This window comes from Nonomuraea sp. NPDC049378 (assembly GCF_055586745.1).
In genome coordinates this window covers 86,718-100,845 of sequence record NZ_JBVJHP010000026.1, presented here as the reverse complement: position 1 = coordinate 100,845, position 14,128 = coordinate 86,718, and the positions used below count along the sequence as shown (strand labels likewise).

Here is a 14,128-nt window from a genome sequence, read left to right as displayed (position 1 = left end):
CATCATCCGAGCCTGGCCGCCAGCCCTTCGTACGCCCCCAGCACCAGGTCCCAGAAGCGCTTCACGTCCAGCGACGTTCCCACCTGCGCGTTCGCCTGCCGGTCGCCGATCCTGAAGTCCGTCACCGTCATCCCCCGGGTGTGGATCCCGGCCGTCTCCACGTTCACCACGGCGGGAACGCAGGTGAACAACGACGGATCCAGCACGTACGCCACCGCGCACGCGTCGTGGATGGCCGGGCCGCCGCCGGCCGTGACCTCGCCGTAGAACCGGGCCGCCGGCACCAGCAGGTCGCTGCCCAGCCGCCCGAGCGGGCGCATGCGGTCGAGCACGCCGGTGTTGACCACGGCCGACAGCGTCACGTCCAGACCCATCATCGTCACCGTCCATCCGGCGTCGAAGACGATCGCGGCCGCCTCGGGGTCGGCCAGCATGTTGAACTCGGCCGCCGGGTTGTGGTTGCCCCGCGTGAAGGAGCCGCCCATGATGACCAGATCGCGGGCCCACTCGACGACGCGCGGCTCGCGGCGTACGGCGAGGGCGAGGTTGGTCAGCGGCCCGACGGCCACCAGGGTGATCTCGCCGGGAGCGGCCCGCAGCGTCTCAGCGATGAAGTCGGCCGCGTGCCCGGGCGACGCTCCCCGCTCGGCCGGGGGCAGCCTCACGTCGCCGAGCCCGGTGGCGCCGTGTACGTGGGAGGCGCGTACGGTGCGCCGCAGCAGGGCTCCGGCGCTGCCCGGCGTCACGGGCACGTCGCCGAGTTCCAGGAACTCCCTGAGCGCCAGGGCGTTGGCGGTGGTCAGCTCCAGATCGACGTTGCCGCCGACCGTGGTGATGCCTGCCAGGCGCACCGACGGGGACCCCGCGATCAGTGCCAGGGCGAGCGCGTCGTCGATGCCGGGATCGCAGTCGATGAGAACTTTTTTCACGGAAGGCGAGGATACGCATAGATCGGGCCGGGCAGTTCCCCCAAAGCTGCCCGGCCCGATCGGTGGCGGTCCAGGCCGGCGTCTTCCCCCAAAAACGCCGGCGGTCCCGCACTGGCGAACCGCGGTCCCCCTCCGCGTCCGCTCCGGTGAAGGTCTATTGGCCTCTCGACCTGCTACAACGGTACCGAGACGAATGCAACGGTCGCGTCATAACGGGGTCGAATATCTGTTTAATCCCACCTACGGAAGTTCCAACCGAACCTCCGTACCTTCCTGCAGTGACCTGCTCACCGTGCAGTACTTCTCGTGCACCCGCTGCGCCACCGCCTCGAAAACGGCGCGGGCGTCCTCCGACGGCAGCTCGACGTCATAGGTGACCGTCACCGGGCCCAGCTTGCTCTGCTCGACCTTCTCCGCCTGCACGGTCATCTCCAGGCGGACGAGCCGCTTGTTCCGCTGGGCCGTGAGCGGCTCGACGGTCACGATGTTGCACCCGCCCACCGCCGCCAGCAGCAGCTCGACCGGAGTGAACACGCCGTCCTCGTCGCCACCGCCGATCCGCACCTCGGCGCCGCGGGCGTTCGTGGCCCGGAATCCGCCGTCATCAGTCCGCTCCACACGCACATTTGCCATGTTCCCGACCTTAGCCACCGAGCGCAGCAGCGGGTCCGGGGGTGTGCCCGCGGCCCCCCTTCACCTGATTCCTCAGCTGCGCTCAGAAACCTTTCATCTTCGTTGAGCACCGTGATGGACATGGCTAGCGAGGCGAATGCGAACCAAGGTCCCATCCTCTTCTGGTGTGGTGTCGCGGTAGCCGAGTTCGGCGCGATCCAACCGGGTCTCGGCCATCCGTGGAGCCCCGCCTCCTACCTCACCGCGGCGCTGCTCGCCGGGATCGGCCTGCTCAGCGTCAAGGCCGCCGGCCACCTGCGCACCGAGGAGGCCAGGCAGCGGCTGCGGCTCGGCGGCTACCTGACCGGAGGGCTGCTGGTGGCGTACCAGGTCGGCGCGGCGCCCCAGGCGACGGAGCCCGGCCGCGTGGCCTGCCTGCTCCTGTACGCGCTGGCGGCCGTCATGGCGGTCCTGAGCCACCGCGTCCCGCCGGAGAGCAGGCCGGTCCTGCTGATCGCCACCGGCGTCGATCCGCGCTCCCTGCGCGCCCGCCTGGCGAGGGCCGCCGACACCGTGGCCGTCTACCGCACCGAGCGCGCCACCGACGAGCTGCGCGACCTGGAGGCCACGTACGGTCTCGTCCTCGTCGTCGGCCGGGAACACGACCCGAGGGTGAAGGAGCGCCTGAGCGCCTCCGGGCTGAGCCGCGAGATCCCCGACATCGCCGAGCGCGAGGTGGTGGTGGCCGGCCCGCGCCCGTTCAAGCGGTACGTCAGCGGCGCGTTGTCACGCCTCGCCATCCCCAGATCACAAATCCGTTTCGAAAACGGACACAGGGTTTAGGCCGACGTTACGCGTCATCTGAGACGGTAGGTGACGGACAAGGAGGCAAGGTGACGACTTTCCCCGGAACCGCCCGTGTCGAGATGGTCATGGGCATGCCCGTCAGTGTGGACATCCGCACGGCGCTCCCGGCACGCGAGACGACCCCTCTGCTGGACGACGCGTTCGCCTGGCTCAGGTGGGTGGATGACACCTTCAGTCCGGTCAAGGAAGACAGCCAGATCGGCCGGCTCAACCGCGGCCAGACCATCGAGCAGATCCCCGAAGTCATCGAGGTCCTGCACCGCTGCGACGAGCTCAGCAGGCTCACGGACGGCTGGTTCGAGGCCCGCATCAACGGCGTGACCGACCCGTCCGGCTACATCAAGGGGTGGGCGCTCGAACGCCTGTCGCGCGCGCTGGTCAACGCGGGCGCCGGCGACCACCGCATCAACGCGGGCGGAGACATCAGGCTGCGCGGCTCGGCCTCCCCCGGCAAGCGCTGGCGGGTCGGCATCCGGGACCCGCACACGGACCTGGTCCGCAAGGTCGTCCTCGCCCACGACCTGGGCATCGCCACCTCGGGCGGCGCGCCCGTCGTCAACCCGCGCACCGGCGAGGTGCAGCGCGGGCTCGGCTCGGTCACGGTGATCGGGCCCGACCTCGGCATGGCGGACGCCTACGCCACCGCCATCTACGCCATGGGGCCCGTCCTGGCCAGGCGCTTCGCCGCCCGGCTCGCGGAGTCGGGGCCGTACGAGACGATGATCATTCTGCGGGACGGGCAGGACGTCAGCACGCCCGGCTTCGCCCAGTACAGCGGCGGCCAGGCCCAGCTGGCGGGCTGATCCGGGGCGCGAGCGGGGCGCGAGCGGGCTAGGCGTCGGGGTGCTTGCGCAGATATTCCAGGTAGATCGGGCGCAACGCCTCCCCCAGCTCGCCCTCGCCCGACGCGATGGCGTCGCTGAGCAGCGCCGAGACCCTGCTGAGGTCGTTGGCGCTCTCGTCATGGTGACCGGTGGCGGCCTCCGCGGCGGGGATCACCTTCAACAGGTCCCACAGAAACCCCAGGTCCCCATGGCGTACGGCATAACGCACCGCCCGATCGTGCAACTCGTTGGCCGGCAACGACTCGAGCCCGTTCGCGTTCATCTCGTACCTCCCCTGCACGCACCTTCCCGAGCAGGACGGGCCATAACCGGCGACCACCGGCGGTGACCGCCGCGCATCGCCGTGCTCATGCCTCTATCGCGGCGCCGTTCCCAAGTGGGAGGATCAAGCAGCGTGAGATTCATCATCAGAACCCTTGCGGCAGCGGCGGCCCTGTGGGTCGCCATCCAGCTCGTCCCGGGAATCGGCATCGATCTCGAGACGAACACGGCGCAATACTGGGGCGTCCTGGTGATCGTGGCGCTGATCTTCGGCATCATCAACGCGATCGTCAAGCCCATCGTCAAGACGCTGGGCTGCGCGCTCATCGTGCTGACGCTCGGTCTCTTCCTGCTCGTGATCAACGCCGCCATGCTGCTGTTGACGGGCTTCATCGCCGAGCAGGTCGACATCCCCTTCCACGTCGACGACTTCTATCCGGCCGCGTTCTGGGGCGCGATCATCATCAGCGTGGTGAGCTGGCTGCTCGGCCTGTTCATCCCCGACAACGACTGAGTCCCCCATGGAGCTCGACGGTGCCGGCCTAACGTGCGCGCAGGTGCACGAGGCGGCCTACGACGGGGCCCGGGTCACGATCTCCTCCCTCGATCGGGCCCGGGCCGCGTGGGCCACCGCCCAAGGGCTGCGGGGCCCCGTCTACGGACGGAGCACCGGAGTCGGCGCCAACAAGGCCGTCACCGTGGAAGCCCCCGGCCTCGACCTGCTGCGCAGCCACGCGTGCGGCGCCGGCGCGCCGATCTCGCCCGCCCGCGCGAGGGCGATGCTCGTCGTCCGGCTCAACCAGTTCGTCGCGGGCGGATCCGGCATCGATCCGGCCGTGCTCCCGGTGCTGGCGCACGCCGTCAACGCCGGTTTCACCCCGCCCGTCAGGACGTACGGCGCCATCGGCACCGGCGACCTGACGGCCCTGTCCATCACCGCCCTGTGCCTGCTGGGCGAGCTTCCCTGGCGCCACGACGGCGCCGCGCCGGCCGACGAGCCGCGCTTCCCGCTGGCGTCGAGCGACGCGCTGCCGTTCATCAGTTCGGGTGCCGCCACGCTCGCCGACGCCGCCATCGCCTGCCACCGCCTGCGCCTGCTCCTCGAAGCGGCGGTCGACGTCGCCGCGATGTCGTTCACCGCCGTCGACGCCTCCGCGGAGCCGCTGGCCGCCGCCGTCCAGGAGGCCCGCCCCCATCCCGGGCAGGCCGTCGTCGCCGCCCGCCTGCGGGCCCTGCTCAGCCAGGGGCTGGCCACCCGCATCCAGGACCCGTACGGGTTCCGGGCCTTCGCCCAGGTGCACGGCGCGGCCGTGGACGCGCTCGACCGGACCACCGCCACGATCGAGATCGACCTCAACGCGGCGACCGAGAACCCGCTCATCTCCGGCACTCTGGCCTGGCACAACGGAAACTCCCACGCGGCCCCTGTGGCGCTGGCCCTCGACGCGCTGCGGGCGGCGATCGTGCAGACCGCCCAGCTCAGCACCGCCCGCCTGGCCGCGCTCATGGACCCGGCCTACACCGGCCGCCTGCCGTTCCTCGCCCGGCAACGCGGCGAATCCGGGGCCCTGATCCTGGAATATGTGGCTCAGGACGCCATGGCCGTGCTGCGCCACCTCGCGGTGCCGGTGACGACGGGCACCGCGGTGATCTCGCTCGGCACGGAGGAGCACGCGAGCTTCGCCACCCAGGCCGCCCGCCTCGCCCTGCGCTGCCTGGAGCCCCTGGCGCTCGTGCTGGCCTGCGAGCGCACCGCGGCTCTCAGGGCCCGCCAGGCCCCGCCTCAGGACCGGCCGCTCACCGACGACCTGGAGGCGTCGCGCCGCGCCCTGGCGGGACACCCGGAGTGAGCCGCTGTCAGCGGCCGGGCACGCGGGCTCCTACGGCCCCTGCCGGAGGCCGGGCACGCGGGCGACCGAGCCGCGCTCCCTTAGCGCGGGCGCCTGCACGACGTGCCGCCGCCGGGTGCCGCCGTCGGCCGCCGCCGACATGAGCCGGACCGCGGCCCGCACGATGCCGTCGATGCCCCAGTCGACCGTCGTCAGGCCGGGCGTGAGCAGGCCCGACATGGGGTGGTTGTCGTAGCCCATGACCGAGACGTCGCCCGGGATCGACAGCCCGAGCTCCTGGGCGGCCGCGTAGACGCCGTAGGCGATCGAGTCGGCGAAGCAGAAGACGGCGCTCGGCTCCTTCGCCGCCAGGATGTCGTGGGCCACCGCCGTCGCGTCGGCCAGGCCGTGGGGCGAGGTGGCGACCTGGATGTCCAGGCCCAGCCGCTCGGCCTCGGCCATCACGTGCACGTCGGCGGGGCGGTCGGGCGTGCTGGCCCGGGTGGGCGTGAGCACGGCGATGCGGTGATGGCCGAGGGCGCGCAGGTGCTCGAGAGCCAGGGTCACGCCGCGCCTGTTGTCGAAGATGACCTCGCCGGCCGTGCCCGCGATCGAGTCGCCGACCGCGATCACCGGCAGCGACTCGCACAACTCCGGCCAGAACGCCGCCGCAGGGTCGATCGGCTGCACGATCATGCCGTCGACCCGCTGGTCGCGCAGCTGCTGAGCCAGCGCCCGCTCCCTGGCGGGATCGCCGAACGCGTCGAGGATCAGCGCGTAACGATCCTTCTCGCGCAGCCCCCTGCTGATGCCGACCGCCAGGGACTGCTGCCACAGATCTTCCAGCGAGCCGCACAGCAGCCCGATCATGCCGGTGCGGCCGCTGGCCAGCGCCCTGGCAATGGGATCGGCCTCGTAACCGAGCTCGGCCGCGGCGGCCCGCACGCGCTCCTTCGTCTCCTCGGACACCTGTAGGCCGCGCAGCGCGTAAGAGACGGCCGCGGGGGACAGGCCCGTCGCCTGAGCCACCTCGCGGATCGTCGCTCTCTTTCGAGGCATTAAGCCAGCCTATTGGGTGCCGCCGACAGAAGCCGATTCCAGGACGCGGGCATGTCGGCTCCCGTCTTTCGGCGGTGCGGACATGCTCTTCAGCATCCATCCTGACGCGCCGCGTGTCGAGCGGTGGGACCGGATCCTCGTGACCGCCCGCGGCAGGCGCCTGCGGCTGTTGACAAGCGTCTGGTGAAGCGGTTCACTGAACCGTATCACTGAACCGTTTCACGTTGCGGATTTCGCTGCACAAGCGCTTTGCATGTATTGTGAGTAGGAAATAGGGGAAGGAGTGATCGTGAGCATCGACGTGCACCAGCACCTGTGGACCCGCGCGTTCGTCGACGCCCTGCGCGCCCGCACCTCCCCGCCCCGCCTCGACGGCTGGACGCTGCTCCTCGACGGCGAGCCGCCCTACGACGTCGACCCCGCCGACCACGAGCACCGCGACACCACCGGCCTCGAGCTGGCGCTGGTGTCGCTGTCGAGCCCGCTCGGCATCGAGTTCCTGCCGCCCGAGGAATCCTGGCCGCTGATCGACGCCTACCACGACGGCGCCCTGGCGCTGGGCGAGCCCTTCGGCGCGTGGGCGGCCACCTGCCACAGCGACGCCGACCCCGACCGGCTGGCCAAAGACCTCGCCAGGGGTTTCGCCGGGCTGCAGATGCCCGCGACGGCCGTGCCCGACGACCGGCTGCTGGAGGTGCTGACCGGGCTGGACCTGCCGCTGTTCGTGCACCCCGGGCCGGCCGTCCCTTCCGCGGGCACGCCGCCGTGGTGGCCCGCGCTGGTGCCGTACGTGCAGCAGATGCACGCCGCCTGGCACCACTTCCACGCCGTCGTCAGGCCCCGGCACCCGAGGCTGCGCGTCTGCTTCGCCCTCCTCGCCGGGCTGGCGCCGCTGCACTCCGAGCGCCTCATCGCCAGGGGCGGCGGCGGGCGCGGCCTGATCGACCCCGGCTTCTTCGTGGAGACCTCCTCCTACGGCCCGCGCGCGATCGACGCGATCGTCCGCGAGCTCGGCATCGACGTCGTCGTCAACGGCTCCGACGCGCCCTACGCCGCCGCACCCGACCCCGGACTCGGCGCCGCGGCCGCGCACGCCATCCGGGTCGTCAACCCCCGTCGCCTACTCAGCAGAAAGGAGACTCGTACGTGAGCACCGACCAGATCCAGGACGGGGGCACCTGCGCCCGGCTCCCGGAGCGCACTCTCGACCGGCGTGAGCTTCGCGACCTGGTGAACGACCTGGCCGCCCGCCCGGAGGAGTGGCACGACCAGGTCGACTTCCCCGCCGGCGGCGGCCGGCACTACGCCTCGCTCTACCGCGACGCGTACGTGGACGTCTGGCTGCTGTGCTGGCGTCCCGAGGACGACACGGGCTGGCACGACCACGACATCTCCTCGGGGGCGGTCCACGTGGTGCGGGGAGCGCTGCTGGAGTGCAACCCGCGCATCGGCGGCGAGCACCTGGAGACCGTGGTGACGGAGGGGCAGTCGTTCTCGTTCGGGCCCGACCACATCCACCGGCTCACCGGCGCGGTCGACCACAGCGTCTCCATCCACGCCTACTCGCCGCCGCTGTGGCGGCTCGGCCAGTACTCGATCGAGTCGAGCGGCGTCATGCGCCGCGTCTCGGTGAGCTACGCCGACGAGCTCAGGCCGTTGGACGAGCCGGTCGTGCCGGCGGTCGGCTCTGTGGCCTGAGCACGCAGCAGCTTCCGCAGGGCTCCACGTCGGGCAGGGTGATCCACAGACAGCAGGTCCTGCGGAAATAGCCGTCGTCGGCGGGCTCGATCAGCCCGTCGACCGGCGGCCCGATCTCTTTCAGCAACCGCATGTAGTCGCCCTCGACGATCGAGGTCAGCGGATGGGCGACGGCCTCGGCGGTGGACCCCCACAACGTGCGCTCGCCCACCTTGGCCAGGGAGCCGAGGGCCCTGACCAGCGGCGCCTGGGACTCGGCCAGCGCCTCGCCGATCGCGCTCGCGCCCGAGCCCCAGCTCACACGCGTGGCCGCGAGGGTCACCCCGGCGGGGGACACCTTGAAGTAGGTGTCAGGCAGCCGCATGAGCGGCACCTTTCCGTCCAGCGCCCACCCGAGCACCATCGGCAGGGTGTGCCAGTAGCCGTAGGTCTTCCAGAACAGCGCCGCGCCGACGTGCCGCGGGGCGTTCCAGCGCGCGGCCGTCTCGTCGGCCAGCTCGGCGAGCAGGGTGTACGGCTCCCGCACCAGCTCGGCGGCGGGCGTCCAGCTCTCGTCGGGCTCGACGACGAGGCCGGGCTCCACGCCGAGGATCCCGCCACGCGCGCCGGCGACCCGCTGAAGCACCTCGGTCAGCACCGCGAACCCCCGCACACTCGTAGGTAAGCCTTACCTCAACGTAGCAGGGCGTCCGGCGTGCCACCCCGCCACGATCTGCACCACGAGCGCGCCCATCCCGGCCATCAGCGGCACCGACCATCCGCCGGACACCTCCCTGAGCAGCCCGAACAACATCGGTCCGAGCGCCGCGACGCCGTATCCGACCGACTGGGCCACCGCCGACAGCGCGGTCACCCCGGCCGGGTTCGCCGGCCGCAACGCGATGATCAGCAGCGCCAGCACGAACGAGGCGCCCTGGCCGACTCCGAGCACGATCATCCACACCCACGGCAGGGTCGTCGGGGCCAGCAGCATCCCCAGGTACCCGAGCACGGTCAGCACGCCCGCGGCCACCGCGTACGGCGCCTGCGACTTCCGCCGCCCGGCCAGCACGGGAACGGCGAGCGAGGTGCCCACCTGGACCAGGTTCGTCAGGCTGAGCAGGTAGCCGGCCTGGTCGGGGGGCACACCGGCCTCGATGAAGATCGTCGGCAGCCAGGCCAGCATGACGTAGAAGGTCAGCGACTGCAGCCCCATCAGGGCGGTGACGTACCACGTCAGAGGGCTGCGCAGCACCATGCCGATCGGACGGGGGCCGTCCTGTCCCCCGGCGCGTCCCCGCCGCGCCTGCGGGAGCCAGAGCAGGGCCGCGAGCAGCGCGGGCACCGCCAGCAGCGCCGAGACGCCGCGCCAGCCGTACCCTGTGACGTGTTCGAGCGGGATCACCAGCGCCGAGGCGGTGGCCGCGCCCGCCACGACGGAGGAGACGTAGACGCCGGTCATGAGGTTGATCCGGGAGGGGAAGTGCTGCTTGACGACGCCGGGCATGGCGACGTTCATGACGGCGATCGCGGTGGCCGCCAGGGCCGAGCCGAGATAGAGCAGGGCCGCGCCGTCGAGCCCGCGCAGCGCGACGCCCGCCGCGATGACGAGCAGGCCGGCGAAGAGCGTGCGGTCGAGACCGATGCGCCGGGCGAGCAGCGGCACCGCCAGCCCGAAAACGCCCAGGCAGACCACCATGACCGTGGTGATCGCGCCGCCACCCGCCGGCGAGAGCCCGACGTCGTCCATGATCTCGTCGAGGAGTGGCGAGATTCCCGCGATCGCAGGACGGAGGTTGAGCGCGGCCAGCACGAATCCCGCGACGAGCGCCACAGAACGCAACGACATAGGCGACTACTCTGGCATAACCGGTTGACAACGTTGTCGCACCCCTCCTCGGTGAGACATGATCCTGGCGTGAGACCGACGATGAAGGACGTCGCCTCGGCGGCAGGCGTGGCGCTCAAGACCGTCTCGCGCGTCGTGAACGGCGAGCCCGGCGTGCACCCCGCCACGGCCGAGCGGGTGCGGGCGGCCATCGACCGGCTGGGCTACAGCCGCAACGAGAGCGCGAGGGTGCTGCGCAGAGGCAGGACCGCGACGATCGGCCTGGTCATCGAGGACGTCGCGGACCCGTTCTACTCCGGCCTGAGCAGGGCCGTGGAAGAGGTCGTCATCGACCACGGCTGCCTCCTGCTGAGCGGGTCGTCGGGCGAGCAGCCCGGCAGGGAGCGGGAGCTGGTCGAGACGTTCTGCGCGCGCCGGGTCGACGGGCTGATCGTGGTGCCCGCCGGCGAGGACCACACGTACCTGCGCAGCGAGCTGGAGGCCGGGACGCCCGTGGTGTTCGCCGACCGGCCGCCGGGCGCGGGGCTCGACGTCGACACCGTGCTCGCCGACAACGTGAGCGGGGCCGGGCAGGCGGTCCGCCACCTCCTGGGCCACGGCCACGTCCGGATCGCCTTCCTCGGCGACGACCCGGCCATCTTCACGGCGGCGCAGCGCCTGCAGGGTTACCGCGCGGCCCTCGGCGGCCTCTACGACGAGCGGCTGGTGTCGATGCGACCGCCGTCGCTGGAGACGGTACGCGCCGACCTGGCCGGCATGCTGGCCCTGGACGATCCGCCGACGGCGGTGTTCGCCGGGAACGGCCGCTACACCGTGACCGTGCTGCGCGCCCTCGCGGGACGGCGGCCGGCGCTGGTCGGGTTCGACGACTTCGAGCTGGCCGACCTGCTGCAGCCCGGGGTGACGGTGGTGGCTCAGGACCCGTCGTGGATGGGCCGGGTGGCGGCCGAGCTGCTGTTCCGCCGCCTGCGCGGCGACGTGGGCCCGTCGGAGCACATCGAACTGCCGGTCCGGCTCATCCCCCGAGGCTCCGGCGAGCGCCCCGCCCCTCCGCGCTAGGGCCTGCCACGGCCGCCACCACGATCGCGCGCGGGCCCAGTAGGTATAGTCATGGGCGCATCAGTTCTGCAAAAGTGTTCACAGACCTCATTCAGGAGCGCGCGCATGAATGCCGCCGACGTCGCACCCGAGGCGCAGACCCGATTCCCCCATGAGCTGATGTACGCGGCGGCGCAGCAGTACTACATGGAGGACGCCACCCAGGGCGACATCGCCAAACGGCTGGGCGTCAGCAGGGCGACCGTCAGCCGGCTGCTCACCGAGGCCCGCAAGCAGGGCATCGTGGAGATCAAGGTGCACCGGCCCGCCTCGATGGAGGACGGCCCGCTGGCCGCCGAGGTGGCGCGGGCGCTCGGCCTGGGGCAGGTCTTCATCGTGCCCAAGGTCAGCGGCCCCGCGCTGGGCCCGTGGCTGGCCCCCGGCGTGGCGCGCGCGCTGGCCGGGGTGGGGCTGGAGTCGGGCGACGTCGTGCTCGTCTCGTCGGGCACCACGGTCTACGAGTGCGCCCGCGAGGGGCTCGGGCACTATCCGGGCGTCACGATCGCGCCCGCCGTGGGCGGCCAGGAGGAGCCCCAGCCCTGGTTCCAGACCAACGAGACCACCCGCATCCTGGCCGAACGCGTCGGCGGCGTGCCCGCCTACCTCTACGCGCCCGCCCTGCCCGGCCCCGAGCTGTTCTACTCGCTCCAGCACGAGCCGTCCGTACGCCGGGTGATGGACCTGTGGGCGCACGCCAAGTGCGCCCTCGTGGGCGTCGGCTCGGCGCCGCTCATGCGGCAGATGACACCCGCCTTCATGCCGCGCGACGCCGAGGCCCTGCGCCAGGCCGTGGGCGACGTCTGCATGCGCGTCTACGACCGGGAGGGCACCCCGCTGACCTATCCGGGCAGCGAGCGCCTGGTCGCCACGCGACTGGAGGAGCTGCGCCGCGTCCCGGCCACGATCGCCGTCGCCGTCGGCGCGGAGAAGGTGCTCTCGATCATCGCCGGCGCCCGGGGCGGCTACTTCAACCAGCTCGTCACGGATGCGCCGACGGCTGAGGGGATTGTGGCCGCCGCACGCCAGCTCTGAACATCTTTGCTGGACAAAGTTTCTGAACGCACGCTAACGTGAGCCGCACCACAGGATGTGACCCCTTGTGAGGGGCTATGTCCATGTCTCGGGGGCAGCGAGCGTTTGGATCCGTCCGCGAGGACGTAGCGAGTGAGGAACGAACCCGTGAACAGAGCTCAGATGCGGACCAGCGCGTTCGCCGTGGCGGCAGTGCTCGCAAGCTCGGTGCTGGCCGCGTGCGGCTCAGACTCCGGCTCGACCGGCGGGGATGCCGGCGGCGACACCCAGAACGCCAAGGTCGCCTTCCTCATGCCCGACCTCGCCTCCACCCGTTACGAGCTGCAGGACAAGCCGCTGTTCGAGGCCAAGATGAAGCAGCTCTGCCCGAGCTGCCAGGTCATCTACCAGAACGCCGACTCCGACGCGGCCAAGCAGCAGCAACAGGCCAACTCCGCGCTCGCCCAGGGCGTCAAGGCGATCGTGATCGACCCGGTCGACTCCGCCGCCGCGGCCACCATCGTCAAGTCGGCCCAGTCGCAGCAGGTGCCGATCATCGCCTACGACCGGCCGATCCCGGCCACGCCGGCCGACTACTACATCTCGTTCGACAACGAGAAGATCGGCTCGATGATCGCCCAGTCCCTGGTCGACCACCTCAAGGAGGAGAAGGCCGAGGGCGGCATCCTCCAGGTCAACGGCTCCCCCACGGACGCCGCGGCCGGCCTGATCAAGAAGGGCATCCACAGCGCCGTCGACCCGAGCGGGTTCAAGCTCCTGGCCGAGTACGACACCCCGGACTGGCAGCCCGAGAAGGCGCAGACCTGGGTGAGCGGCCAGATCACGCAGTTCAAGGGCCAGATCGCCGGCGTGGTCGCGGCCAACGACGGCACCGGCGGCGGCGCCATCGCCGCGTTCAAGGCGGCCGGCGTGGACGTGCCGCCGGTCACCGGCAACGACGCCGAGCCCGCCGCCGCCCAGCGCGTCATCGCGGGCGACCAGTACAACACCATCTCCAAGCCCATCAAGATCGTGGCCGAGGCCGCGGCGAACGTGGCCTGGGGCTTCATGCAGGGCGAGAAGCCCGCGGGCAAGACCACGCTCTACGACACGCCGTCCGAGCTGTTCGTCCCCACGGTGGTCACCAAGGACAACATCAAGGAAGTGCTCTTCGACAGCGGCATCATGAAGGCCGCCGACATCTGCACGGGCGCGTACGCCAAGGGCTGCGACGAGCTCGGCATCAAGTAGGAGAGCACCGATGACCGTCCTGTCGCTGCGCGGGATCAACAAGACCTTCGGCGCCGTGGCCGCGCTCACCGACATCGAGCTCGACGTCGCCGCCGGCGAGGTCGTCGCGATCGTCGGCGACAACGGCGCGGGCAAGTCGACCCTGGTCAAGATCCTGGCCGGCGTGCACGCGCCCGACTCCGGCAGGGTCACCTTCGAGGGCCGCGACATCGAGATCCCCACGCCGGCCGCCGCGCACAAGCTCGGCATCGCCACCGTCTTCCAGGACCTGGCGCTCTGCGAGAACCTCAACGTGATCCAGAACCTGTTCCTCGGCCAGGAGGTCCGCCCGCTGCGGCTGGACGACGTGGCCATGGAGACCCGCTCGTGGGAGCTGCTGCGCCAGCTCTCCGCCAAGATCCCGAGCGTGCGGGTGCCGGTCGCGGCCCTGTCCGGCGGCCAGCGGCAGACCGTGGCCATCGCCAGGTCGCTGCTCGGCGACCCCAAGGTGATCATCCTCGACGAGCCCACGGCCGCGCTCGGCGTGGCGCAGACGGCCGAGGTGCTCAACCTCGTCGAGCGGCTGCGCGAGAACGGCCTGGGCGTCATCATGATCAGCCACAACATGGCGGACGTGAAAGCCGTCGCCGACACCGTGGTGGTGTTGCGGCTCGGCCGCAACAACGGCGTCTTCGGCGTGGCCGACGTCACCACCGAGGACATCATCGCCGCCATCACCGGCGCCACCGACAACGCGGTGTCCCGGCGTACCAACAAGGGAGCGTCGTCGTGAAGGGGCGAGGGCACATGACGAGCGAACCCGCCTCACGGAGTGAGGCCATGAACACGCGAGGGAGCGCC

At 71.3% G+C, this 14,128-nt stretch carries 16 protein-coding genes; 10 read left to right on the top strand and 6 right to left on the bottom strand.

Features of this window, described 5'->3' with window-relative positions:
• Window positions 1-2: 2 nt before the first annotated feature.
• Window positions 3-929 (bottom strand): nucleoside hydrolase, encoded by a 927-nt coding sequence (locus ACZ6SA_RS41555; RefSeq protein ID WP_465834495.1) that lies wholly within the window; start codon window positions 927-929, stop codon window positions 3-5.
• A gap of 240 nt (window positions 930-1,169) precedes the next feature.
• The gene (locus ACZ6SA_RS41550; RefSeq protein WP_347645201.1) at window positions 1,170-1,562 is read right to left on the bottom strand and encodes an OsmC family protein; all 393 of its coding nucleotides are present in this window, start codon (window positions 1,560-1,562) and stop codon (window positions 1,170-1,172) included.
• Window positions 1,563-1,682: 120 nt separating this feature from the next.
• Here ACZ6SA_RS41550 and ACZ6SA_RS41545 point away from each other — a divergent pair, with 120 nt between their 5' ends.
• Entirely contained in the window at window positions 1,683-2,384 is a 702-nt protein-coding gene (locus ACZ6SA_RS41545; protein WP_465834492.1) for a hypothetical protein, read from the top strand.
• Window positions 2,385-2,434: 50 nt separating this feature from the next.
• Complete coding sequence (locus ACZ6SA_RS41540) at window positions 2,435-3,211, top strand: FAD:protein FMN transferase (protein WP_465834490.1); 777 nt, start codon at window positions 2,435-2,437, stop codon at window positions 3,209-3,211.
• A gap of 28 nt (window positions 3,212-3,239) precedes the next feature.
• Here the strand turns inward: ACZ6SA_RS41540 and ACZ6SA_RS41535 are convergent, their stop codons facing one another.
• Complete coding sequence (locus ACZ6SA_RS41535) at window positions 3,240-3,515, bottom strand: hypothetical protein (RefSeq protein ID WP_132503624.1); 276 nt, start codon at window positions 3,513-3,515, stop codon at window positions 3,240-3,242.
• Window positions 3,516-3,647: 132 nt separating this feature from the next.
• Between ACZ6SA_RS41535 and ACZ6SA_RS41530 the strand changes: the two genes are divergently transcribed.
• Together ACZ6SA_RS41530 and ACZ6SA_RS41525 are read left to right on the top strand one after the other, a co-directional pair.
• Complete coding sequence (locus ACZ6SA_RS41530) at window positions 3,648-4,028, top strand: phage holin family protein (protein ID WP_347645206.1); 381 nt, start codon at window positions 3,648-3,650, stop codon at window positions 4,026-4,028.
• 7 nt (window positions 4,029-4,035) lie between these two features.
• A complete protein-coding gene (locus ACZ6SA_RS41525) occupies window positions 4,036-5,364 on the top strand; it encodes an aromatic amino acid ammonia-lyase (RefSeq protein ID WP_465834488.1) in 1,329 nt (442 codons plus the stop codon).
• A 30-nt stretch (window positions 5,365-5,394) separates the two neighbouring features.
• Here ACZ6SA_RS41525 and ACZ6SA_RS41520 read toward each other — a convergent pair whose 3' ends face one another.
• Window positions 5,395-6,402 (bottom strand): LacI family DNA-binding transcriptional regulator, encoded by a 1,008-nt coding sequence (locus tag ACZ6SA_RS41520; protein WP_465834486.1) that lies wholly within the window; start codon window positions 6,400-6,402, stop codon window positions 5,395-5,397.
• A 289-nt stretch (window positions 6,403-6,691) separates the two neighbouring features.
• On the opposite strand from ACZ6SA_RS41520, the gene ACZ6SA_RS41515 reads away from it, so the two are divergent.
• On the top strand, window positions 6,692-7,552 hold the full coding sequence (locus ACZ6SA_RS41515; RefSeq protein ID WP_465834484.1) for an amidohydrolase family protein: 861 nt from the start codon (window positions 6,692-6,694) through the stop codon (window positions 7,550-7,552).
• Window positions 7,549-8,100, top strand: a complete 552-nt coding sequence (locus tag ACZ6SA_RS41510; protein WP_347645212.1) for a cysteine dioxygenase — start codon at window positions 7,549-7,551, stop codon at window positions 8,098-8,100. The genes ACZ6SA_RS41515 and ACZ6SA_RS41510 overlap by 4 nt, the downstream gene beginning before the upstream one ends.
• Here the strand turns inward: ACZ6SA_RS41510 and ACZ6SA_RS41505 are convergent.
• Window positions 8,051-8,752 (bottom strand): hypothetical protein, encoded by a 702-nt coding sequence (locus tag ACZ6SA_RS41505; RefSeq protein WP_443154747.1) that lies wholly within the window; start codon window positions 8,750-8,752, stop codon window positions 8,051-8,053. The genes ACZ6SA_RS41510 and ACZ6SA_RS41505 overlap by 50 nt on opposite strands.
• Window positions 8,753-8,767: 15 nt before the next feature.
• A complete protein-coding gene (locus ACZ6SA_RS41500; protein WP_347645215.1) occupies window positions 8,768-9,928 on the bottom strand; it encodes a CynX/NimT family MFS transporter in 1,161 nt (386 codons plus the stop codon).
• 69 nt (window positions 9,929-9,997) lie between these two features.
• On the opposite strand from ACZ6SA_RS41500, the gene ACZ6SA_RS41495 reads away from it, so the two are divergent.
• The 4 genes from ACZ6SA_RS41495 to ACZ6SA_RS41480 all read left to right on the top strand — a co-directional run bounded on the left by ACZ6SA_RS41495 (window position 9,998) and on the right by ACZ6SA_RS41480 (window position 14,060).
• Window positions 9,998-10,987 carry a LacI family DNA-binding transcriptional regulator gene (locus tag ACZ6SA_RS41495; protein ID WP_465834481.1) on the top strand — a complete coding sequence of 330 codons (990 nt, stop codon included), beginning with the start codon at window positions 9,998-10,000 and terminating at the stop codon, window positions 10,985-10,987.
• Window positions 10,988-11,092: 105 nt separating this feature from the next.
• Window positions 11,093-12,058 carry a sugar-binding transcriptional regulator gene (locus ACZ6SA_RS41490; protein ID WP_347645217.1) on the top strand — a complete coding sequence of 322 codons (966 nt, stop codon included), beginning with the start codon at window positions 11,093-11,095 and terminating at the stop codon, window positions 12,056-12,058.
• Between the two features lie 147 nt (window positions 12,059-12,205).
• On the top strand, window positions 12,206-13,288 hold the full coding sequence (locus ACZ6SA_RS41485; RefSeq protein WP_347645218.1) for an ABC transporter substrate-binding protein: 1,083 nt from the start codon (window positions 12,206-12,208) through the stop codon (window positions 13,286-13,288).
• A gap of 10 nt (window positions 13,289-13,298) precedes the next feature.
• A complete protein-coding gene (locus ACZ6SA_RS41480; protein ID WP_465834478.1) occupies window positions 13,299-14,060 on the top strand; it encodes an ATP-binding cassette domain-containing protein in 762 nt (253 codons plus the stop codon).
• Window positions 14,061-14,128 lie beyond the last annotated feature (68 nt).

Coding starts and splice junctions, on each gene's coding strand:
- ACZ6SA_RS41550 (WP_347645201.1), bottom strand. CDS start 1,562: ATGGCAAATGTGCGTGTGGAGCGGACTGATGACGGCGGATTCCGGGCC.
- ACZ6SA_RS41545 (WP_465834492.1), top strand. CDS start 1,683: ATGGCTAGCGAGGCGAATGCGAACCAAGGTCCCATCCTCTTCTGGTGT.
- ACZ6SA_RS41535 (WP_132503624.1), bottom strand. CDS start 3,515: ATGAACGCGAACGGGCTCGAGTCGTTGCCGGCCAACGAGTTGCACGAT.
- ACZ6SA_RS41525 (WP_465834488.1), top strand. CDS start 4,036: ATGGAGCTCGACGGTGCCGGCCTAACGTGCGCGCAGGTGCACGAGGCG.
- ACZ6SA_RS41520 (WP_465834486.1), bottom strand. CDS start 6,402: ATGCCTCGAAAGAGAGCGACGATCCGCGAGGTGGCTCAGGCGACGGGC.
- ACZ6SA_RS41500 (WP_347645215.1), bottom strand. CDS start 9,928: ATGTCGTTGCGTTCTGTGGCGCTCGTCGCGGGATTCGTGCTGGCCGCG.
- ACZ6SA_RS41490 (WP_347645217.1), top strand. CDS start 11,093: ATGAATGCCGCCGACGTCGCACCCGAGGCGCAGACCCGATTCCCCCAT.
- ACZ6SA_RS41480 (WP_465834478.1), top strand. CDS start 13,299: ATGACCGTCCTGTCGCTGCGCGGGATCAACAAGACCTTCGGCGCCGTG.